Annotated in this window: 26 protein-coding genes and 4 tRNA genes; 12 read left to right on the top strand and 18 right to left on the bottom strand. The window is 37.6% G+C overall.

All coding sequences use genetic code 11. The features are described from left to right. Positions 1-8: 8 nt before the first annotated feature. Positions 9-857: a CBS domain-containing protein gene (locus NMAR_RS07930; protein ID WP_012215864.1), complete on the bottom strand. Its 849-nt coding sequence runs from the start codon at positions 855-857 to the stop codon at positions 9-11. 91 nt (positions 858-948) lie between these two features. Further along, positions 949-3213: an aconitate hydratase gene (locus tag NMAR_RS07935; RefSeq protein ID WP_012215865.1), complete on the bottom strand. Its 2265-nt coding sequence runs from the start codon at positions 3211-3213 to the stop codon at positions 949-951. A gap of 146 nt (positions 3214-3359) precedes the next feature. On the opposite strand from NMAR_RS07935, the gene NMAR_RS07940 reads away from it, so the two are divergent. After that, positions 3360-3989: a hypothetical protein gene (locus NMAR_RS07940; protein WP_012215866.1), complete on the top strand. Its 630-nt coding sequence runs from the start codon at positions 3360-3362 to the stop codon at positions 3987-3989. Positions 3990-3991: 2 nt separating this feature from the next. Here the strand turns inward: NMAR_RS07940 and NMAR_RS07945 are convergent, their stop codons facing one another. Genes NMAR_RS07945 through NMAR_RS07955 form a run of 3 tightly spaced genes read right to left on the bottom strand, consistent with a single transcriptional unit; the run spans position 3992 to position 5279 of the window. Beyond that, positions 3992-4558 (bottom strand): hypothetical protein, encoded by a 567-nt coding sequence (locus tag NMAR_RS07945; RefSeq protein WP_012215867.1) that lies wholly within the window; start codon positions 4556-4558, stop codon positions 3992-3994. A gap of 18 nt (positions 4559-4576) precedes the next feature. Next, entirely contained in the window at positions 4577-4816 is a 240-nt protein-coding gene (locus NMAR_RS07950) for an Lrp/AsnC ligand binding domain-containing protein (protein WP_012215868.1), read from the bottom strand. 43 nt (positions 4817-4859) lie between these two features. Next, positions 4860-5279: an EVE domain-containing protein gene (locus NMAR_RS07955; protein ID WP_012215869.1), complete on the bottom strand. Its 420-nt coding sequence runs from the start codon at positions 5277-5279 to the stop codon at positions 4860-4862. A 245-nt stretch (positions 5280-5524) separates the two neighbouring features. Here NMAR_RS07955 and NMAR_RS07965 point away from each other — a divergent pair, with 245 nt between their 5' ends. Then, the gene (locus NMAR_RS07965) at positions 5525-5788 is read left to right on the top strand and encodes a hypothetical protein (protein WP_012215870.1); all 264 of its coding nucleotides are present in this window, start codon (positions 5525-5527) and stop codon (positions 5786-5788) included. Here NMAR_RS07965 and pheT read toward each other — a convergent pair. Then, positions 5759-7402 (bottom strand): phenylalanine--tRNA ligase subunit beta, encoded by a 1644-nt coding sequence (pheT, locus tag NMAR_RS07970; protein ID WP_012215871.1) that lies wholly within the window; start codon positions 7400-7402, stop codon positions 5759-5761. The genes NMAR_RS07965 and pheT overlap by 30 nt on opposite strands. Further along, positions 7393-8778 (bottom strand): phenylalanine--tRNA ligase subunit alpha, encoded by a 1386-nt coding sequence (gene pheS, locus NMAR_RS07975; protein ID WP_148680221.1) that lies wholly within the window; start codon positions 8776-8778, stop codon positions 7393-7395. Before pheS ends, pheT begins: the two co-directional genes overlap by 10 nt. 50 nt (positions 8779-8828) lie before the next feature. Here pheS and NMAR_RS07980 point away from each other — a divergent pair, with 50 nt between their 5' ends. Both NMAR_RS07980 and NMAR_RS07985 read left to right on the top strand, forming a co-directional pair. Then, positions 8829-9941, top strand: coding sequence for a tryptophan--tRNA ligase (locus tag NMAR_RS07980; RefSeq protein ID WP_012215873.1), 1113 nt, complete (start codon positions 8829-8831; stop codon positions 9939-9941). After that, positions 9938-10219: a hypothetical protein gene (locus NMAR_RS07985; protein ID WP_012215874.1), complete on the top strand. Its 282-nt coding sequence runs from the start codon at positions 9938-9940 to the stop codon at positions 10217-10219. Before NMAR_RS07980 ends, NMAR_RS07985 begins: the two co-directional genes overlap by 4 nt. Positions 10220-10365: 146 nt before the next feature. Here NMAR_RS07985 and NMAR_RS07990 read toward each other — a convergent pair whose 3' ends face one another. From NMAR_RS07990 to NMAR_RS08010, 5 genes are all read right to left on the bottom strand, one after another. After that, on the bottom strand, positions 10366-11376 hold the full coding sequence (locus NMAR_RS07990; protein WP_012215875.1) for a CxxC-x17-CxxC domain-containing protein: 1011 nt from the start codon (positions 11374-11376) through the stop codon (positions 10366-10368). 72 nt (positions 11377-11448) lie between these two features. Further along, a complete protein-coding gene (locus NMAR_RS07995) occupies positions 11449-11778 on the bottom strand; it encodes a hypothetical protein (protein WP_012215876.1) in 330 nt (109 codons plus the stop codon). A 52-nt stretch (positions 11779-11830) separates the two neighbouring features. Further along, on the bottom strand, positions 11831-12307 hold the full coding sequence (locus NMAR_RS08000; RefSeq protein ID WP_012215877.1) for a phosphopantetheine adenylyltransferase: 477 nt from the start codon (positions 12305-12307) through the stop codon (positions 11831-11833). A 33-nt stretch (positions 12308-12340) separates the two neighbouring features. Further along, positions 12341-13405 carry a hypothetical protein gene (locus NMAR_RS08005; RefSeq protein ID WP_012215878.1) on the bottom strand — a complete coding sequence of 355 codons (1065 nt, stop codon included), beginning with the start codon at positions 13403-13405 and terminating at the stop codon, positions 12341-12343. A 301-nt stretch (positions 13406-13706) separates the two neighbouring features. After that, positions 13707-13780, bottom strand: a tRNA-Ala gene (locus tag NMAR_RS08010). 80 nt (positions 13781-13860) lie between these two features. Between NMAR_RS08010 and NMAR_RS08015 the strand changes: the two genes are divergently transcribed. Further along, a complete protein-coding gene (locus NMAR_RS08015; protein WP_012215879.1) occupies positions 13861-14415 on the top strand; it encodes a thioredoxin family protein in 555 nt (184 codons plus the stop codon). A gap of 33 nt (positions 14416-14448) precedes the next feature. Next, positions 14449-14523, top strand: a tRNA-Ile gene (locus NMAR_RS08020). On the opposite strand, the gene NMAR_RS08025 is transcribed toward NMAR_RS08020, so the two are convergent. Next, positions 14524-15411 (bottom strand): B12-binding domain-containing protein, encoded by an 888-nt coding sequence (locus NMAR_RS08025; RefSeq protein WP_012215880.1) that lies wholly within the window; start codon positions 15409-15411, stop codon positions 14524-14526. Between the two features lie 118 nt (positions 15412-15529). On the opposite strand from NMAR_RS08025, the gene NMAR_RS08030 reads away from it, so the two are divergent. After that, a complete protein-coding gene (locus NMAR_RS08030; RefSeq protein WP_012215881.1) occupies positions 15530-15913 on the top strand; it encodes a hypothetical protein in 384 nt (127 codons plus the stop codon). A 7-nt stretch (positions 15914-15920) separates the two neighbouring features. Here NMAR_RS08030 and NMAR_RS08035 read toward each other — a convergent pair. Beyond that, positions 15921-16044, bottom strand: a tRNA-Leu gene (locus NMAR_RS08035). A gap of 91 nt (positions 16045-16135) precedes the next feature. Between NMAR_RS08035 and NMAR_RS08040 the strand changes: the two genes are divergently transcribed. Both NMAR_RS08040 and NMAR_RS08045 read left to right on the top strand, forming a co-directional pair. Then, positions 16136-16209, top strand: a tRNA-Thr gene (locus tag NMAR_RS08040). A 148-nt stretch (positions 16210-16357) separates the two neighbouring features. Next, on the top strand, positions 16358-17221 hold the full coding sequence (locus tag NMAR_RS08045) for a Dam family site-specific DNA-(adenine-N6)-methyltransferase (RefSeq protein ID WP_148680222.1): 864 nt from the start codon (positions 16358-16360) through the stop codon (positions 17219-17221). 75 nt (positions 17222-17296) lie between these two features. Here the strand turns inward: NMAR_RS08045 and NMAR_RS08050 are convergent, their stop codons facing one another. From NMAR_RS08050 to NMAR_RS08060, 3 genes are all read right to left on the bottom strand, one after another. Then, positions 17297-17947 carry an ammonia monooxygenase family protein gene (locus NMAR_RS08050; RefSeq protein WP_012215883.1) on the bottom strand — a complete coding sequence of 217 codons (651 nt, stop codon included), beginning with the start codon at positions 17945-17947 and terminating at the stop codon, positions 17297-17299. A gap of 134 nt (positions 17948-18081) precedes the next feature. Then, complete coding sequence (locus tag NMAR_RS08055; protein ID WP_012215884.1) at positions 18082-18444, bottom strand: hypothetical protein; 363 nt, start codon at positions 18442-18444, stop codon at positions 18082-18084. Positions 18445-18563: 119 nt separating this feature from the next. Then, positions 18564-19127 carry a methane monooxygenase/ammonia monooxygenase subunit C gene (locus NMAR_RS08060; RefSeq protein ID WP_016939485.1) on the bottom strand — a complete coding sequence of 188 codons (564 nt, stop codon included), beginning with the start codon at positions 19125-19127 and terminating at the stop codon, positions 18564-18566. A 255-nt stretch (positions 19128-19382) separates the two neighbouring features. Here NMAR_RS08060 and NMAR_RS08065 point away from each other — a divergent pair, with 255 nt between their 5' ends. From NMAR_RS08065 to NMAR_RS08075, 3 genes are all read left to right on the top strand, one after another. Next, positions 19383-19952: a methane monooxygenase/ammonia monooxygenase subunit B gene (locus NMAR_RS08065; protein ID WP_012215886.1), complete on the top strand. Its 570-nt coding sequence runs from the start codon at positions 19383-19385 to the stop codon at positions 19950-19952. A gap of 95 nt (positions 19953-20047) precedes the next feature. Continuing rightward, the gene (locus NMAR_RS08070; protein WP_012215887.1) at positions 20048-20362 is read left to right on the top strand and encodes a hypothetical protein; all 315 of its coding nucleotides are present in this window, start codon (positions 20048-20050) and stop codon (positions 20360-20362) included. A gap of 40 nt (positions 20363-20402) precedes the next feature. Continuing rightward, entirely contained in the window at positions 20403-20921 is a 519-nt protein-coding gene (locus tag NMAR_RS08075; protein ID WP_012215888.1) for a hypothetical protein, read from the top strand. A 102-nt stretch (positions 20922-21023) separates the two neighbouring features. Here NMAR_RS08075 and NMAR_RS08080 read toward each other — a convergent pair whose 3' ends face one another. Continuing rightward, on the bottom strand, positions 21024-21293 hold the full coding sequence (locus NMAR_RS08080) for a hypothetical protein (protein ID WP_012215889.1): 270 nt from the start codon (positions 21291-21293) through the stop codon (positions 21024-21026). Positions 21294-21334 lie beyond the last annotated feature (41 nt).

Raw genomic sequence — 21334 nt, forward strand, 5'->3', positions numbered from 1 at the left:
CTTGTAAATTATTTCAAAAATGCAATTGCTTTTACAATGTCAGTCTTGCTCAAGATTCCAACAATGTTTCCATGCTGAGACAAGACACCTACGCCGTTGATATTTTTCTCTAAGAGAAGATTACCCGTATTTGCCAAATCATCATCATAGTTTACAGAAACAATGTCTTTGCTCATGATATCTTCAACATTTACACTTGCACCAAATCCAGATTCAGAGATGAAGCCCTTTCTTGGGAAGATTACAGAGATTACAGGATCTGTATTATCAAGCACATCCTCAAAGTTTCCTTGTTTTAGTGCCAGTGCAAACAAGTCTCGAAATGTAATGATACCTACTGGAACATCTTTACGGTTACGAATGATGATTCGAGATATTTTTTCATCTATCATCTTTAGAACGATTTTGTATAATGGAGTGTCAGAATATTGCCATGCATAGTATGGAGACATGTATTCTCCAACCAGTTTTTCGTCTGGATGCATCTTTGTAAAATATCTAACTAGATCAGTCTTTGTAATGATTCCAACAACCTCGTCATTAGATGTGATTACAAGTGAACCGATTGATTTTGTAAGCATAATTTCAGCGCATTCAATCATGCTGGTATGCTCATCAACTGAAATTATTTTTTGAACAATTGTAGATAATGGAATATCACTTAGGTTTCTCTCAGTATCATCAGTAAGAAGAAAGATTCCCAAGTCCTTTTCAGTCACAATTCCTGTAACTTTGTCATTTTCAGTGACTAGAATTCTGCTCTTTTTCTCATCAAGGATCTTCTTTAGTGCATCAGCCAGAGTGGATTCAAGTTTCATGGTTCTTGGAGCGTGTTTATAGTCTGATGCGTGTTTCATATCACAAGCAAATCGAGTATAGTATTTTATGATATTTCATATTGTCAACATTGAAAATAACTAGTGTTTATTGAAAAATGAGATTTTGAAATTATTTATTTCTCAAAACGTTTAGTGCAGAACCAGCTTTGAACCATTCGATTTGTGATTTATTGTAAGAGTGATTCAACATGATTTCTTCCTTGTTTCCATCTGCATGTGTAATGATACACTTTACCTGTTGCCCAGGTTGCAGATTATTCAAATCAACTAGACTGATCTTGTCATCTTCCAAGATTTTCTCATAATCATCAGGATTTGTAAATGTCAATGCCAACAATCCTTGTTTCTTTAGATTAGTCTCATGAATTCTTGCAAGACTCTTTGTAATTACTGCAGCACACCCTAGATATCTTGGAGTCATTGCAGCATGTTCTCTGCTGCTTCCCTCACCATAGTTGTTATCGCCGATGATTACCCAACGCATCTGTTTTTCTTTGTACTGTCTTGCAATCTGGGAAAATGATTCCAGTTCACCATTTAGAACATTCTTGCCCTTTCCAACCTCATCATTGTATGCGTTAACTGCACCAAGCAACATGTTGTCACTGAGATTATCCAAGTGACCACGCAAAGACAACCATGCACCAGCTGGTGAGATATGATCAGTTGTACACTTGCCTTTAGCTTTGACCATGATTGGAACCTCTTCAAAGTCTTTTCCATCCCATACTGGGAATGGTTCTAGTCTTTGGAGTCGTTTACTGTTAGGATCAATGATTACTTCAACATCATCAGAGTTTTCTGGTGGTGCAACAAAGATTCCTTCAGGTCTCATGAATCCTTCTTCAGGAACTTCAGGAGCAGGTTTTGGAGGCTCTAGTTTGAACTTTGTTCCATCAGCTGCAGTCAATTCATCAACTAGTGGATTGAATGATAATCTTCCACCTAATGATAATGCAATAATCATTTCAGGACTGCCAATGAAATTCAATGTGCTTCTGTGTCCGTCGTTTCTTCCAGGGAAGTTTCGATTAAAGGTTGTAACTATAGTGTTTTGCTCATCCTTGTCTAATTCAGGTCTGTTCCACTGACCAATGCAAGGACCACATGCATTTGCAAGAACAGTTGCACCAATGTCTTTGAGTGAATCCATCTGTCCATCGCGTTCAATTGTTCCACGAATTTGTTCTGAACCCGGAGTAACCAGTAGTGGAATCTTTGCTTTGATGCCCTTTGCTTTTGCTTGCTCAGCTAAACTTGCAGCTCTTGACATGTCTTCATATGAAGAGTTTGTACAACTGCCAATTAGTGCAACAGAGATTGGATCAACATAATCTTTTGATTTTACATCATCAGATAATTCAGAGATGGAGCGTGCCAAGTCTGGAGTGTGTGGTCCAACAATGTGTGGCTCTAGAGTTGAGAGATTAATTTCAATTACTTTATCAAAGAACTTTTCAGGATTTGATTCTACTTCAGGATCAGCTACCAAAGATTCCTTGTTTTGGTTTGCAAGTTCTGCAATGTCGCCCCTGTTTGTATATTTGAGATAAGTCTCCATTCTCTCATCATATGGGAATACAGAACATGTTGCACCAATTTCAGCTCCCATGTTAGTAATGGTGGCTTTACCAGTACAGCTAATTGATTTTGTTCCAGGACCAAAGTATTCCACAATAGAGTTGGTTCCACCTGAGACTGTAAGCTCATCAGCTACTTTGAGAATGATATCTTTAGGTGCAGTCCATCCGTTTAACTCACCTGTTAGTTTAACGCCAATTCTTTTAGGATATAGTAACTCCCAAGGCATTCCAGCCATGGTTTCTGCTGCATCAAGACCACCAACACCGATTGCAATCATTCCAAGACCGCCTGCGTTTGGTGTGTGGGAATCTGTTCCAATCATCAATCCACCAGGAAATGCATAGTTCTCAAGAACTACTTGGTGAATGATACCAGCACCTGGCTTCCAAAAGCCACAACCATATTTGGCAGCAGCTGATTGCAAAAACTTGAAGACTTCGCTGTTCTCATCAAGTGAAACTTTCATATCAACATCACCTTGAACTTCAGCTCGAATCAAGTGATCACAGTGAACTGTTGTTGGCAGTGCGGTTTGTTTTAGTCCAGCTTGCATGAACTGCAACATTACCATCTGTCCAGTTACATCTTGTAGTGCAACTCTGTCTGGTTTGAGAAAGACGTAATCTTTTCCACCAGTAAAGTTAGTATCATCAATTTGGTTTAGATGTCCTGATAGAATCTTTTCAGTAAGTGTTAGTGGTCTACCAGTAACGTTTCGAAATTTTGCAATATTTTCTTTTAATTTAGCATAAACACCTGAAACAAGTTCGGGAGTAGAGTCAATGTTCACAGTATGCAAAAAATGCAGCCCGAATTTAATATTTACAATTCAAAATTTTCAAAAAACAACAGAATAGGCATGAAAATTCTTAACAATTATAAGCCAAAAGCAGGTTTCTATTACAGAGTTGGGGAGTAGATTTTTGAGGTGTAAAAATGGTCAATAAAGGATTTCCAAAATTTGGCATGTCACAAGCTGGCGCATTTGTTGCAGCTTTGAAAAATTACAATTTACCTGATTTTATCCTGGTTCTAATTGCAAAAGAATGCAAATCAGAATTACTAGAGAGAGGAAGAATTGATGACAGATTACAAAGTATGAATGATGAAGCATTAGAGTTACTCCATAAAGTGTTTGTAGAGTGTGAAGAAGACAAGGCAGGAAAATATGCTCAATACAGATTCTATGCATATGTCTCTAGCATGTACCACAAATGCGAAGTCCTAGTCAATGAAACAATTCCAGGCAAGAAAAAGAATCACAAGATGCCAGTTGCAGTCAAAAACAATGGAATGTACATTGCAGTTGCACACAACAAAGCAACAGGACATCCAGTCAACAAGAAAGACACAACAAAGTTCTATGAGATTGTTGATGACATCAAGAGTGGTGATCACGGAACAATGCTAACTGATGCAATTTATGCTTCTTCAGTAGGATTCAGAGGCGATGCACTAGTGGAATTAGAAACTCTAAGCAAGTCAAGAAAAGATGATGCTGAAAATCAATTAAATTTCAAGACAGCAAACTTTGAAAATAATATTTACTCTGTTACAAAGTGTTAATTTTACAAATTCAGTTCTCTAGTATCCATAGTTAGAAAGGTTGGTTTTCCATCAGTCCTTTTGAAATCCTCACCATACTGTTCAAACTCTAACTGCTCAAAGAGATGTTTAGTCCAGATGTCATTGACTTCTCTTGTGTGTTTTTTGCGTCCCATCTGTCGAAGCTGTTCATTAATTATTACGTTTGATACTGCTGTACAGTTTTTTTCTGCCAAGTACAGCTCGTCGTTTTCTTCTTTTGGTTTTTGCCAAAGGACCATTCCAAAGTTTTCTGCATGATACCCATCACAGGTAGAGTCAGTCCATAATGGTCTAAAGTGAGTCAGATAGAAATGATAGATGTCTTTTCCTCTTTGCTCATGATCACGAATTAGAGTATGCGTGTCTATTCTTTGGAAGATGTTTGTGGGTTTTGTTATCATCTCATCGCATTGAATCTCATAGTCTTTGCCAAACTTTTCTTTAATCCATACCTTGAAGAATTGAGCCATCTTTTTGACATATTCGTACTCAAACTGACGCTTGGCACGCTCCTCTTCTTTTTCTAAAAAGATAAAGTGTAAAATCATAATAAGAAAAAAGGGTGTTTATGTTTGACCTTCAATACCCATCAGGGTTAGAGTTGAACGAATCTTTTCAATTTTTCTGATCTTCCAAGTAATTGTCTCTCTAAGTTTTTCAACAGTATCAGACTCGATCTTGGCCAAAATATCATATGCACCAAAAGTTCCATGAACTTCTTTGACACCTTCTAGGCCCTTTAGTTGAGTAATAATTGCCTCTTCTGAACCTAGTTCACAGTTGATTAACACATAAGCTGTTGCCATGACTCCAGTACAAATTTCGACTATATCAATAAACCGATTAGATTCATGCTTGAGAAATCTTTAGAATTTCATCCCAGATTGGTTTTGGAACAGGCATTACAGATAATCTTGAGATTCGAATTAGTTCCCAGTCTTTGAATTTTTTATTCTGTTTCATTTCATCAAGAGTTACTGGACGTTTTAGTGCTTTTTTGTATTTTACATCAACTACGATGAATCGCTCAACGTCTTCTTTTGGATTGGAATATGGTTTTGATGTAACTTGCATAATTCCAACTGCTTGTCTTTCGTCACCAGTATGGTAAAACAACACAAGATCTCCGGGTTTCATCTCTCTCATGTGTTTGAGTGCTAGATTGTTGTGTACTCCATCCCAAACTGTTGTCTTGTCTTTTTTTAGTTGCTCAAAGTTGTAACCTCTAGGTCCACTAGGTTCTTGTTTTGCCAACCAATAGTTTGCCATTTCAAATTTCGTAGAATCAAAGGATGTTTTATGGTTTATGAAATGTTCCCCGGTTCTGACTCGCACAAGCTCATTGGTATTTTAGCCATAACCTCCTTGGGTTCTGAAACCGGGGCTGCCCATAATGTAGCACGCCTGGGTGAATTAGAAATCATTGGTATCATTACGATCGACATCATCCTAATCCGTCTGCGTGCCTGCTCTTGGGCGATTAATTATAGAGCCTATCCTACTAAAAACCATTGATGGAGATCAAAAACCAGACACTGTTTTTCATTGGAATTATCGTTTTGATTTTAGGGATTTTGATCATAATTTTTGATTATCCACAGATTCAGTATCTGGAAAATTCTGGTGAATCTGAAATAAATTTTCTAAAAGACATGGAGAGCTTTTCAATTTACCAAAGATTGCAAATTGAAATTACTGTTGGGGCAGGATTGTTTGTTGGAGGAATTGGATTGCTAGTTGTTTCTTTTCTAAAGAGATTTGAGAATAGACTCAGATAGAGATATTTCAAAACCAACTACGGGTACACGGATTTTATAATTTTCAATGATTTTAGAATTAATTTCTCCAATGACACCAACTGGTTTTCCGTTAATTATCACATCTGCACAATGTCCTTTTTCAAATGTTGGATGTTGAGTGGTTTTAGTTTGAATCTCTAAATCAAAACCAGTTTTGAGAGCTGATTGCAAGACAGATTTGATTTCAGTAAAGTTTGCGTCCTGGTGTGCACTAATTCCTGATAGATTAATGGTTTCAGAAATTGGATTGCCTGCAGAAAATACAGTTCCAGTCTCAAATAATTTCTGAGGATATGATTCGTGAATGTTCTTTGAGAGATTCTCTAGTAATCCAGGCAAAATTGAATCACGTAAGATTGTGTGCTCTTGACTTTTTGAATCAAGTACAGAGATGATTGTTTTAGGTTCTCTATTTGCCATTTCATAAAGAACTCTTTTGCTAGTCAAGCTAGAGTTGAGTGCTTCGAGATATCCTAATCCAATCATTGTTTGATTAAGTGACTTTAGTTCTAGGGAGACAGGGTTTGTTTGTCCAAGTGTTTGTGATGGAGAAAGTGTTGGTTCTAGATTTTGAATTCCATATCCTAGTGCAACTTCTTCTACCAAGTCCATTGGACCAAAGATATCAAAACGATATGCAGGAATTGTACAGACAATATTCTTGCCTTTGGATACAGCATCTAGCCTCGATTTTTTCAAAGATGAGATGATTTTTGGAGTCTTAAGATCCAGTCCAAGTGTTTGATTGATTAGTGATGGACTGACAGTCATCTTTCTTTCAGCAAGTTTTGGAGTAGTGTTTTTTGCACCAGAGATTGTTACAGTCTCCAAAGAGAATCCTGCACTTTGCAAAATTGTTGCAACAACAGATAACATGTCTTCAGCATCATCTTTGTTTATTCCAGTTACTTCAACAAATAGATTCTTTGTCTTTGTAGTTACTGTAGTTACAGCAGCATTGATTATTGGTGGAAAGGATACAGTGTTTTGATTTGCATCAATAATTACTGGCATCTTTGAGAAATTTGTAAGCAAGCTGCCATAGTCTTTTCCAACTTCTGTAGTATCTAGTATTTCAGTAATGGATAGTTCTTTCTCAGAGTTTAGTGGAATGAACTTGTGTTTTCTATCAGTAGTGGTGTATACTAGAGGGAATTGAATTTTATCTAAATCATGAATTCCAATTGAGGATTTTTTTCTCTTTCTTCCAATACCAAAGTGAAGGTCCTCTTGCATTGCCATGAGTTGCTTGATTGTTTTATCATCAATTTTGCCGTTTTTTGCAACAATTCCAGTCACAAATGGTCTTACTTTGACAACATCTGGCTTTACAGATACAGAGTATTGTTTTGATTTTTTGATTTTTAGTTTGATTGCACCAGTCTTGATTCCCAATAGTCCTTGCATGCCAAGTGCAATTCCAAAGTCAGTAGAATAGTCAGGTCTGTTTGGACTGTACTCTATTCTGACAAGATCCTTGTCTTCAGATTCAATGTCTAATCCCAGAAAAGGCAAAAAATCTGCAATCTGTTTTTTCGAAGCCTTTCCAATTAGTTTCTGAAGACTAGAATAGGATAACTCTACTACTGGCATTTTGTTGCACTCCTCAACCAACTCAGATTATTGTTGTAAAATTCTCTAACATCATCTAGACCATACTTTAGCATGGCAATTCTCTCAATTCCTCCACCCCATGCCAAGACAGGCTTTGTGATTCCTAGTGGCTTTGTTACTTCAGGTCTGAATATTCCCATTCCAAATAGCTCAACCCATTTTCCTAGTCTTTCATTGTACACCATAGTTTGAAGTGATGGTTCAGTGTATGGGAAGAATGTTGGCCAGAACTTTATCTTTGTAATTCCAATTCTCTTGTAAAATTCTCGCTGAATTCCCATCAAGTTTCTCAAGTTAGCATCCTTTCCAACAACTACACCTTCAATTTGATTAAACTCTACAAGATGCTTGTAGCTTACTTTTTCATTTCTAAATACACGGCCCAAAGAGAATACTCGAGCCTCATCAGGTTTTGTTTCAGCAAGATGTTTGATTGTAACACATGTGGTGTGAGTACGCAATACAATCTTTCGTGCTTCGTTAATGTCCCATTGGTATCTCCAATTTTTTTTGTGAGAGTCTGAAACTTTGCGTATTTGATCAGGTGTTGCAATCTTTTTTGCAGATATTCCATCAAGATAAAATGTATCTTGTAGTTCTCTTGCAGGATGGTCTTGTGGAGTAAATAATGCATCAAAGTTCCAAAAGCTTGATTGTGTCATGTTTCCATAAATTTCAGAAAATCCCAAAGTGACAAAGATTTCTCGAATTTCATCAATAGTATCTTTTAGTGGATGAGTCCTTGCAACAAAGACTTCAGGTACCTTTGCCTCCACATCAATGCCTCCAGAGGATGCATCAAGATTGATTGATTTTGCTGAATCAGTTAGAGAGATTTGTTTTGTCTTTACAACTTCTTCTACAACAAAGTCTGGACGTTTGAGCAATCCAGCCAAGTCGTCTGAATCTAGTTCATCGGCTGATAGTTTAGAGTCTCCAATTTGTTTGAGAGACTTTTCTCCAGGTAAAACATCGGGAGGATTCTTTAGAGTGATTGTATCTCCTGCAGCATCTACCCAGTTGTTTTTTCTTGCCAGTCCCATGGCAGGCCCAAACACTGGACCCAGTTCCTTTTGTAAATCAGATAATTTTGATTTGGTCTTTAGTAAATCCAAGAATCTTCTTTCAGGTAATCCCTTCTCAAGTGACTCTTTTCCGTTCTTGCCCAAAGTAATGATACTTGATTTTGATTCATCAACATTTGCAAGTTCTTTTAGTTTGAGCCATTCAATTCCGCGTCGGATTTGATCAGGGGAAAGTTTTGTAGATTTTTCAAGATTTTCAGGAGTTTGCTTTGGGTTGTCTTTTAGTGATGTGATAATTTTTTTTTCAATATCATGGAAGACCTGTGACAACACCAAAACTTCGAAAAAGACTTTTTAAACCTTAACCTAAGTCAATTTGAATGTCAGCTGACGATTTTGTTGTGACTCCTTGGCACGTAGAAGGAGATATCGATTATGACAAGTTAATCAAGCAATTTGGCACTCAAAAGATTTCTCCAGAACTGCTAGCACGAATCCAAAAAATTACTGGAGAGGATCATTTCATGCTCAGACGTGGAATCTTTTTCTCTCACAGAGAGATGAACAGAATTTTAGATGATTATGAGAAAGGCAACAAGTTCTTCCTATACACAGGACGAGGTCCATCAGGCCACACCCACATTGGCCACCTGGTTCCATGGGTCTTTGCAAAATGGCTCCAAGAAAAATTTGATGTAAACATGTATTTTCAATTAACAGATGATGAGAAATTTTTCTCAAAACCAAATCTAACTTTGGAGGAGACAAAAAACTTTGCATATGAAAATGCTCTTGACTTTATTGCACTAGGTTTCAAACCAGAAAAAACAAAGATCATCATCAACACAAGAAACATCCAAACGCTTTATCCAATTGCAGCTCAAGTTGCAAAGAAGATCAATTTCTCAAATACTAAAGCAACATTTGGATTTACAAATGAAACCAACCTCGGAATGATATTTTACACATCACTCCAGTCTGCTCCATGTTTCATAGAAGACAAGCCAGTGCTGATTCCACTAGGAGTTGACCAAGACCCTCACTTTAGACTAACAAGAGACATTGCACCAAAGATTGGAAAAGAAAAACCTGCATTAATCCACAACATAATGATTCCTGCACTAGAAGGACCTGGAGGAAAGATGTCAGCATCTGATGAAAACGGTACAGTCTACACGACAGATGCGCCAAATGTTGTAAAGAAAAAGATCAACAAGTATGCATTTTCTGGAGGACAGCCAGACTTGGAACAACACAGAAAGCTTGGAGGAAATCCAGACATTGATGTGTCATACCAGTATCTCAGAATATTCTTTGAGCCAGATGACAACAAGCTAAAATCAATCTATGAAGATTACAAGTCTGGAAAATTACTTTCTGGAGAACTAAAGGCAATTCTAATTGAAAAGATGAACGAGTTCCTAGCAGTACATCAAGAGAATAGAGAAAAAGCTAAAGACAAGATAGACGAATTTCTTTTTGAAAACAAATGAACATAACAGTTACCTGTGAGGACAAGTACGAGGCTCAGAAACTAGCCAGTCTAATTTTCATCAAGGACGGAAATGAGACTTTTATCACAGGAATTCTCAATGTGATAAAAAACGAGCTAGTTGTATCACTCAAGGACAAATCAGCTCACAGTATTTTGCTTGAAGACGAATCTAATGTAGAAAAGTTTGCAGATTTTGCACAATCAATAATTGACAAAGAACACAAAATCATCTCAACGAAGGTTGTCGGAAACCAAGTAGAGATTGTTAAAGGTTGAATCTATGCACCAAATGCAGTCCAGAGTGCGATTACTCCAACTACTGCGATTAGAGAAAGACCTAATGCCTTAAAGTCGCCATTCATGATATAATTTCTAAATTATTATAATTAAAGTGTTAATACATTCTCAAGGATGATTTTAGATCATCGTGGGAAGAACTTACTTTTTTTGCGTTTAGGTCTTGAACTTTGTTCTTTTGGTTTTGCAATTGGTTGTCTGATCTCATTGCAATTCAAGCACAATACCTTGAGTTCTTCTCTTGCCAAGTCAGGATCTGAGATGTATTTTCCCCAAGACGAAGCAGAACCACCACGTCCAATTTCATCAAAAGAAGAGTCATCAGAAATGGGGCTAAATCCCAAGGCTCTTTCATCTTTGAATCCACAACTAGAACATGCTTTACCTCCCAAGATTTCAAATAATTTTTCTTTTATTGTTGCATAGAATTTATCTGAACCATTACTGAAAAAGCTCTCTCGTTTTTTGGAGAGTTTATCATTTCTTAGTTTTCGAGGTTTATCTCTACCTGATTCTCTTCTGTTGTCTCTGCTAGATTCTCTTCTGTCTCTAGAGTATCTGTCATCACGGCGAGACTCTCTTCTGTCATCTCGTCTTGATTCTCTGCGGTCATCTCTGCGAGATTCCCTTCTGTCATCTCTGGAAAATTTCTCATATTCATTGTCTTGAGGTTTGTTTTGTTTGAAACAATCACTACAGTAAACAGGTCTGTCAGTTTTTGGAACAAATGGAATCTCACATTCAGTTCCGCAATCAGCACAAGTTACAAATGCAGATTCTTTTCTTTTTCTAGAGAATCTGTCGTCTCTGCGAGACTCTCTTCTGTCATCACGATAAGATTCTCTTCTGTCATTTCGAGAATATCTGTCATCACCCAAATTTTCGTGTCTGCTTTCTCTAAAACAATCATCACAGTAAACTGGTTTGTTACTTCTTGGAACAAATGGAACTTGACATTCATCTCCGCAATCAGCACAAGTTACAGTTGCAGATTCTCTTCTTCCTCCAGAGTATCTGTCATCTCTAGAGTCTCGTCTGTCATTTCTGGAATTTCTAAAAGAGCGACGTGTATCATCTCTTCTGCGTCCTCCGCCAGACTTTTTCTTATCAGAGTACTTTGATCTGTAAAGTTCCATGGATGATTATGAGAAATTTATTGGATATAGATACTTAGAGGTCTGATTTGTGCCTAGAAGAAAAAAACCACATCAAACTAGAGACTTGTCCATCTCAGTAGACATTATCTCTTGAACTTTGAGAAAATACAATCTTGTTGAATATGGCATGTCATCCAAATTATTGTCAACTGCAATCATGAAATATCTAACTGCACGTTTTGAGATATCTAGATTAAATTTCATTAATAGTATTGGGTCTTGATGAACTTTGATCTTGTCTTGGAGCCAAGGTGGTGCCATCTCTATTGTCTCTTTGATAATTTTATCATACCAGTATGACAAGTTTTGAGGATGCAGTCCTTGCTTTAGATTAGCAACGTCTGTGTCTATCTTATTCATCATGTGTTTGATGATTGCCATTAGCCTCAATCTTGGAATTTTGTTTTATTGCAATTACTCAAAGTTGTGCAAGCTACTTGTCAACTGATAACAAGTTTCCCTCTGAATCAATTTCAGAGTTTTTGATTCTAGTAGTAGATATTCGAGAACCGTCTTTTGCCAAATGCATTGGAACTGTTATGACTTCTACTGGGGAGAGATTCTTTTTTGCCCTCAAGTCATTTAGCACATCTCCCTGACTGCTTGTCTCATCACTTACAACTAGTGCTTGTACTTCTGGTTCTAGGACAGCAGGACCAAAGTCATTATCGAGTTTACTGATTTGAAATGAAGATTTTGGAAATTCCTTAAAGATTGTCTCAGTTAGATTTGCAAGGCGTTTCTCATAGTTGTTTGAAAGTGTCTTTCCGCGTTTTTTTGCAAACTCGTCACTAGTCAATCCAATGATTACTTTATCTGAAATCTCAAATGCACTTGAGAGCAATGTAATGTGTCCTCTGTGAATAATATCAAATGTCCCACCCATTGCAACTAGAGAGAATTGAGACATGTCAGTTATTGTGTCTCTTTGAAAATAAACTTACTATTGGATATGGAGCAGGGCAAATGGACCGCGCTCTGCTATTGGAATATTGTTCCTATCCCAGACAAATGTCTCAAGGAAGTAGAGTCCACTCTTTTGTGGCATCCAGTCTATTGCAGGATACTGATTACCTGTTCCAATAAAGCGTCCGTCATCTTTTCCAATGTACTCTACTGCTCCGGTTGTAGATTCTTTGACTTGGATATAGTATGTGTATGGGGTTTCGTTTGTACTTTGGTCTGCAGCAAATTGTATCCAGAGTTTACTTTGCACATTTACAATGGTACCAACTGGAATTTCAGATAGTTGCTTTCCTTCTGAATCTCTTACATAGACACTAGAGATTGAAACTAGTTTAGACAAGGATTGAGGTTCAGGAATTTCTACATCAATGAAATTAGAAGAGAATACATCAGATTCTGCAAACAACAAGAATCCTACTGCCCTTGCATCAATTTCCCTATTGACATTAAATGAAACCTCACTGTCAAGTTCCACATCATCAAGTTCCAGAGTTATCACTTCAAGAATTCTAGGAGGCTCAAATGCATCATACAATGCCATGTAGACATTGGTGTTAGAGCTTGGAGCCCCACCGTTTTCTATTACTCCCTTAAAGTTAAGACGATTATCAACTGTAATTTCACTAGAATAAACTGTCAGGCCTTTTTCTTTTGCAGAAGACGAATCAAATCCAAGCAAAGAGATTGATGCATCAGTTATGTCAGGGTTTGGGGTTTGGGATTTGATAGAAAATGTAGACTCGCCGTTTGGTGGAATTACCTCAAGTGTTGACCTTTCTGAGACAACCTCCAGAGGATTAGGATCAAAGTCATCAAAGAAATTCACTTGAATCATGACATTTGTAACAGAGGATAGAGAGTTGTTGTTTTTCACAGTACCAACTACAACGGTATAACCATCAGAATCCTGATAGACATACGGAGCCTCACTGGTTATGGATACGGCAAGAGTTGGAGCAGTATCAGAATACTCTTGAGCAAATGATTGTGAAAATGGAATTAGTAGAAATACCAAAAATGCAGCAAGGGCAAATTTTAACATCAAAATTTCTTGGATTTGGAGATTAATTTTCTACGACATAACATATAGTGAACAAGAAAGGTAACATCGTTTAACCTAGTTTACACTAGAGAAATGAAATAATAAAAAGAGATGTAAGTTTAGTTTCTCTTTGCGGTAATTGCTAACCAGTAAATTAATCCTGGAGCTAAACCAACAATTAGCGGAATGAATACCGGCCATCCGTCTACTGCGCTTGCCATGAGAAAAAACGGAAACTTGTCCTATTTAAATCCATTTAGCAGTTCGATATTCAGCATGGATCGCGTATAAAAGCAAAGAGTGGACCGGACGGAATTTGAATCCGTGACCCCCCGCGTGCAAGGCGGGTATACTACCAGGCTATACTACCGGCCCACACGAGACTTGGTTTATCTGCAGATTTTAATTGTTGTCTTCTTGGCAAGGATTTTATTTGAAAGTAAGAACGACTACTCATGGTACTTTTAGAATCCCAAGTCAAACTAAAGACTGGAGATACAGCACCAGACTTTGATCTTTTAGGAATTGATGACAAGAAACATGCACTAGGCGACTACAAGGATTACAAGGGATATCTCGTAATCTTCATGTGCAATCACTGTCCTTACGTCAAAGCCAAGGTTGATGCACTAAACGAATTGTATGAAAAATGTGGCAGCGATGTTGCCATGATTGCAATTAACAGCAATGACTCTACTGATTATCCTGAAGACAGTTTTGATGCAATGAAAGAGACTGCAAAAGAGAAGGGATTCAAATTTGATTATCTAGTTGATGAGACACAAGAGATTGCCAAAAAGTATGGCGCAATGTGTACTCCAGACCCATACTTGTTTGATGGCCAAAAACAGCTAGTATTTCATGGAAGAATTGACAATGCCATGAAGCCTGATGATACTGCAACTGAGAAGACAATGATCAACAATATCGATAAACTAGTAACAGGTCAAAAAATCGAAAAAGACTTTGACCCATCTATTGGCTGTTCTATCAAGTGGAAAGAAAATTAGACTTAAATGAGTCTGACCTAGAGATTTGTTCGTGGGCTCGTAGCTCAGCTTGGCTGGAGCGTTCGACTGATAATCGAAAGGTCATGAGTTCGAATCTCATCGGGCCCATTACTTTTGATTCTGATATACTGTTTGAGACCACTGGATAATTTCATCTAGTTTGTCTGTTACAAGGTCTGACTCTGCTTTTTTGAAAGTATTTCCGCAAAGGACTAGTTTCATCCGTTTTCCAGATTTTGATTTTATTGGATTAATGGAATCAGCAAAGAAATTCAGACCCTCATCGGTTTCAGAAAAAACAACTACAATCAAGACTCCAGGTTTTTGCTTCCATACTTTACCAATCAGTTTCTGAAAATCAAGATCAAAGAGCACATCGATAGCTGATGACATGTCCCCAAGATGAGAGACCCTCCATCCATCTGAATGAAATGCAGCAGAAGCTGCTTCGGCAATCAAACTACTTTGAAAGTCAGCTGAAATCACAATCACATTTTTTTTAGATTCAGAAACTATAGGAATCTGGTCTAGTATCTGAAGGGATTTTGAGATAATAGTCCTCAGTAGGTTTTTCTCAGCAGTACCAATCTTTCCCTCATCAAAGAGATTCTTTATCGAATCTATTGCAGGCAAAATTACCTCAATTATCAAGCGATTAACAGTGGCTCCAGAATGCAGAGAATTTCGAATCAGAGAATAGACCTGGTCCTCGTTTCCCTTTATCAGGTAATCAAGAAACTTGGGGGCCACTTTGAAATAATCATCAGGAAAATGAAATGATTCTTGTCCTGGTTCTAAAAACCAAAGTGTAATGTTTCCGATATTTTTTTGACGAACCAGTCCTTCAGCTGCAAAAACTTTGAGATACTTTGTCATGGTGATGCGGTTTACTTTCATTTGCTCTGAAATCTCCACACCAGACATTCCGGATTCAGAATCCTTCAAAACTGAAATTAGTTTTTCGCGAATCTCTTCTTCAGAATATCCTTTTCCCATTATTGCTCTTGGAGTATGGTATTGTATAAAGACTAATTTTCACTGACTTACATGACCTGTTTTTTAAAATAAAATCTTATATAGAAGGTACCTTAAAGTACGGTAAGGGAAAAGTAAATTGCCAAAAGCCGGATTCAAATCAATCACCGTTTCAGAAACTGTCTACGATAAATTCCAAGAAGTTTATCAAAAGAGTAAAGACGACCTAGCAATGAAAGGTGTCAACAGTTTCTCAGGTTATGTTACTTACATGTTAGAGGAGATGATGCAAAAGGACAAGACCTTTGCAAGATATGCTCCAAAGATTGAAAAGATTTCAGTTGATGATGATAGAATTATTCTAAAGGACAATATCAAAAACAGAATTGCCGAAGTTGCAGTTCAGAAAGGAGAGTTGTACTGTCAGCTCTGTGATGAGAAAGATTGTGTCCATGTTGGTTATGTCTGGTCCATACCAGAAGTCTATGAAGTTCTAAACGCTAGAGGAATTAGACAAAAATAGTTGTGTATGGAGGAGGTGGGATTTGAACCCACGAACTCCTGAGAGACAGGATCACCCATTATTTGATCTTAAGTCCTGCATGTCCAAAAGCACAAAGTGTACTTACTTTGGCCAGGCTTGATTACTCCTCCAAAATGGTAAAAATCTGTGTGAAATTTAACAGTTTACAGATTTTGCAGCGATAATGAAGAATTATAAGGATTTTCTACAGGGTGAGTTTGTGCTTCGATAGCTCAGCCTGGTAGAGCGTTACCTTGGTAAGGTAAAGGTCGCGGGTTCGGATCCCGTTCGAAGCTTTTTTCAATTTTCAAGATATCTCAAAAAACGGATTTTTGGCAAATTTACGAAGTTTGTATTTAACCTCTTACTCAACTAGGAAAAACCTAGTCCGAGATCAATTTTTTTTATCTTCTGAACTGTTAAAAAATTCTGCAATACTAACTATTGAAACAAGTATACTCCCAAGTGTCAACTGTCACTCCAAAACCCTTTGTAAAGTGGGCCGGTGGAAAACGTCAGCTAATTCCAATTCTAAATGAGAATTTGCCAAAGACATTTGGGACATATTATGAGCCATTTATCGGAGGAGGTGCTTTGCTCTTCCATATACTCACTGAGAGAAATAACCAAAAATGTAGTATCTCTGATTTGAACTCTGATCTGGTTTTAGCTTATACCACTATTCGAAACAGAATTGATGACCTAATCTCATCTCTCAAAAATCACGAAAAAAATTATCACAAAGATTCAAAATCATACTATTACTCTGTTAGAGAATCAAACCCAAGAAGCGAGATTGAGAAAACCTCAAGATTGCTCTTTTTGAACAGGACCTGTTTTAACGGATTGTACCGTGTCAACAGTAAAGGAAAATTCAATGTCCCACTGGGACGTTACACAAATCCCAATATCGTAAATGAGGAGAACCTCCGCTCTGTCAGTGCCATATTACAATCAAGCAAAGTCTCAATCAAATGTAGAGATTTCGGGGCAGTATTACGAGATGCCAAAAAAGGAGACCTCGTATATTTTGACCCACCATACCAACCAGTCAGCGATACTGCCAACTTTACAAGTTACACAAACAAGGACTTTACAGACAAGGACCTTGAGAGACTAGCAGACCTGTGTAACAAACTAGATTCTAAGGGATGCAAAGTGTTATTATCAAATTCTGATTCAAAACAAGTTTCAGATATGTTCTCAGGAAAATCCTGGAAAGTAAACAAGGTTCAAGCAAACCGTTCTATCAATTCCAATTCAAAAAAGAGAACAGGTCACTTTGAATTACTAATCAAAAATTATTAGATTATTTTTTTCAAAAAAATTTCTAGAGTTAACACTAGTTGTAGATAATAAAATGAAAAGGAAAAGGTTGGGTTTTTAGTCCCACTTTGACCAAGCGGCCATCCATCTGTAAGTCCATGTATTCAATTTACAACCTAACGCTGCAAATGTACATCCCAAAACTGCACCTGCACCTGCACCGAGAGCAACTGGGCTGTTATAGAACTTACCTACTTGGGGTTCTATCGGTGTCATGTATGGTGGCAATGTTGGTCTTGGATACTTGAATGCCGTTTCTAGTGGGTCTGCTACTGTTATCAGGTTTACCATGTTGAACAATGGTAATGACATTCCTACCAGTACACCGCCGAACAGTATCAAGGAGTGCTTGTTCTTCTTTGTTGCCCAGTAGACTAAGTCCAACAGCATTGCTGATGGTAACCAAACTGGTGTTACAATGAAGTCATATGGATAACCTAGTGAGAACCAGGCTGCCTTTGCAATCCATGTGTAAACTGTCATAATCAGAGCGTAGTACGTTGCTGTGCCTGGAACGCCTGTAAATGTTAGGTAATATGTTGCACCTACAATAAGCATCAACGTTTGCGATATTGAGAATACCGTGTACGAAGTCCAAGCCCAGTCAGTGTAGAAGATGTAGTCTCCTGCATTAATTGTTAACAGTGTAGAGTTAACTGCAACCACTACTATGAACAAGTAGTGTGTACATCGTCTTAACCAGACCATATCAAGTTGAAGAAACGGTCAGTATATAAAATTTTAGAGTGTGATGGAGATCGTCGCTTTATTCGGCAAATACACACAGGTATTTGTCAAAAATTAAAATGAAAAAGAAGTGTTCTGAAGGATTTACCTTCTGATTACCAACCGACGAATAATGATACAAATAGCACAAATGCTACTGTTCCAGCTATACTGGCACCTACGATACCATTACTATTCTTGTTGGAGCCTTCTTCCATGACTTTAACACAGAAGATGTAACCGATTGCCTCAATGATTGCAAGTACGATGAATGCAAAGTGGCCACTTGCTGTTGGATATGCCCATGGATAATAGAAGTATCCTGCTGCAGTACCAGCAAAAGTAGCAATTAATGCTGCCCAATATGATGCTGTGATCATACCAGTCATATTTTCAACGCGTCGTCCAATCATTCGTTCTACGTCAGCACTGGATGATCCACCGCCACCGCCTGAACCGAATCCTTTTGGAAGAGTCATTCTGGAATTATTCTAATTCAGAATCCTTTTAAGTCTTTCTTAAACTGCTGAAGAGGGTACGATCTACGTCTTTTTTAAAAATATAAAATAAGAAAAAATTGTGCGATTGCACATTTTGTCTATGGAATTGATCTACTGTACAATTTGCCTTCTAAGGCCATCTTGTACATCTCTGCGACATATGGGTTCTCACCTGGAGTCTCAGCACCTAGTTCTACGAGTCTAGCATATACTCTGACTACGTATGCAAGTGCACCCATGAATGCTACTACAACACCCATGTTAAACATCCAATGGTTTGGAACTGCAAAGATTTCCTCTACAAACCAGAAGTGCCACATCTCATTGACTCCAATTGTAAACATAGTTGCTAAGTAACCAAGAATGGTCATTTTCAAACCTGTGTTCATTGAATTATTTGGACCTCTGAGAACTGGAACTTTTCTATCATAGATTGCTGCTGAACCCCATCCGAGTGGAAGTGCTACAAAGTGGGAATATAACCACCAGTGAGCTGGAGTAAATGCACTATCTCTGATAGATGTCTGATGTAGAGAACCATCAACGAAGTTATCTACTTCGACTGATGCTGCGGTAGATCCCATAGCAATAACGATGAGCCAGATTTTCTTAAGTCTCTGAATCTCAACTTCTTTTGGGATTAATGCGGGCATCTGTGCCATGGTAATCATGGTGTATATTGAGAATATAAAGTAAGAGATTGAAATCAGGTTGTTTTTCTTCCAATTTCTAACTATTTTTCAAATGATTTGTGAAATTATTTCATTTTCTATTTTTTTCATTGTAAGAATAATAACTGTTTTTTGTTATTTTCAATGTTTAACATCGATGATTAACATCACTATTAGTATCGATCCTCGCAATGAAGGTAAAACATATAACGACGTGTATTATCTTTCACAATATTAGGGATAACTATGGTCGAAAAAAAGATTTTCGTATTCGGACTAGCTGTCGTACTTGCACTAGGAACTTTAGGTTTCAACTGGGTTGAGTCTATTCTTCCAACTGCAGATGCACACGGTGTCCAAGCACAACTCCAGAGTCGTTTCGTCAGAATTGAAGACGAGACCTTTAACAGACAATCCCTGCAAACTGGCGAGACCTTGGTACTTCAAGGAACATTAGTCAGTCTTGTAGAAAGAGACCTTAGAGGATGGATATCCATTTTCTCAGAGTCAACTAACGCAGGTAACAGATGGGAGATGCTCTCAAGAGATCCACCAGGAAACGTCTTTGACATTCCAGGAAACTCTGTTGTAGATTATCAACTATCTGCAAAAGCACTTGAAGCAGGTGTATACCACGTACACACCCAACTCAATGTAGCCCAAGTTGGTCCAGGACTCGGTCCAGGTCAAACAGTTGTCGTTGAAGGAGAACCAATTATCAAACCAATCCCATATACCAACATTGCATATCAGTCAATTATGATTGGTGTTGGATATGTCATTACGTTTGCAACACGACCCTGGCAAGTAATCTAAACCACCCCAACCTTTTCCTTTTCATTTTAAACACTCTACGATTAACGTAAGTCAGAAACCAAGTCTTATCTGCAATAACAAAGCAAGTAAAACATATGCTAAATTTCAAAATTAAAAAACTTGATATTTTTCAGAGTTACTTTTTTGGCGAAGTCGAATTCAGAGAAGACCCATACAAAGTAAACATCCAAAATCAAAGAAGAGGCAAAGTCCTCAAATTACCTTTTGAGATAAATCCAAAAAGAGAAAATGTCTTGGTGAGATTTTCAGGACCTGGAGAATTGTTTGTAGAGGATTACCTCCCATACAAAGGAGAATCAGAGTGGTTAGAGGTAGATTCAGACGAAATTACATACTATATTGCAGACCACCAAGACCAACTAGACACAATTGAGATTGTGTACGACTAAGAGAAAGGACTTTAAGGAATCTGACTAGAATTATCCTATCATGAAGTGGCCAGGTGCAACAGACCCATACAAGAGAAACAAGACAATCAGATTTCTCATAATAAGTGCAGGTATTGGTGCAGCAGCAGTATTAATGACCACCATGATAGTGAATCCAGCAATTGGCAATCAACCACATAATGCTTGTATTGACGATTTGGACACTCCTTGGAAAATATCATTTACATTTGAAATGGTCAAGGATGGTTTGAAAGCTGAAGTTCAGCCAAATATTGGAATCACAGAAGAGTGTCAAAGGGCAATATACACACTATCTAATGACGGTACAGTATATGCAGAATGGACAGAAAATCCCAATTTTGAGATAGGGCATTTCCTCTACATTTCAGGTTTTCAGATTAGAGATATGGAAGAGTCAAAAACTGAGATTTTTGTAAATGACAAACCATCAGAGCATGGCCTCAAAACCCCAATACAAGATGGGTATCACTACAAGGCAGTATTCATATCAAAGGGATATGACGAATCAAAGGACAGAGACTTCCTACCAGACAATTAGACAATTGCAGACTTTGTAAAAATTAAGAATATTTTCTAAAACGATTTGTACATAGATTTCTCTAGGGAATTAAAAATAATGAAAATGAAAAAGGTAGTAATTCTACCAGTATTTTCCGTTGTCTGGAATAAGACCGATACCTTCTCTTTCAAAGTGTCTGTCCAATTCGTCGACCCATCTCTCACGGTTGTCTTTGTATGCCCATCCGTGAACACGTAACCAGAATGAGATAATTCCAAGAAGGAATACAGTGAACATCATGGTTCCGAAGATGTAAATCATTACATCATAGAATAATGGATCATAGTTTGGTCCTAGTTGTCCTGTTAGTGATGACAGGATGCTTAGGAAAGTTCCTACGATAGGAGTCATGTATATTTTGGCTCAATTTCTGCGATATATACATTTCTTTT

Origin of the sequence: Nitrosopumilus maritimus SCM1 (assembly GCF_000018465.1) — an archaeon.
GTDB lineage: Archaea > Thermoproteota > Nitrososphaeria > Nitrososphaerales > Nitrosopumilaceae > Nitrosopumilus > Nitrosopumilus maritimus.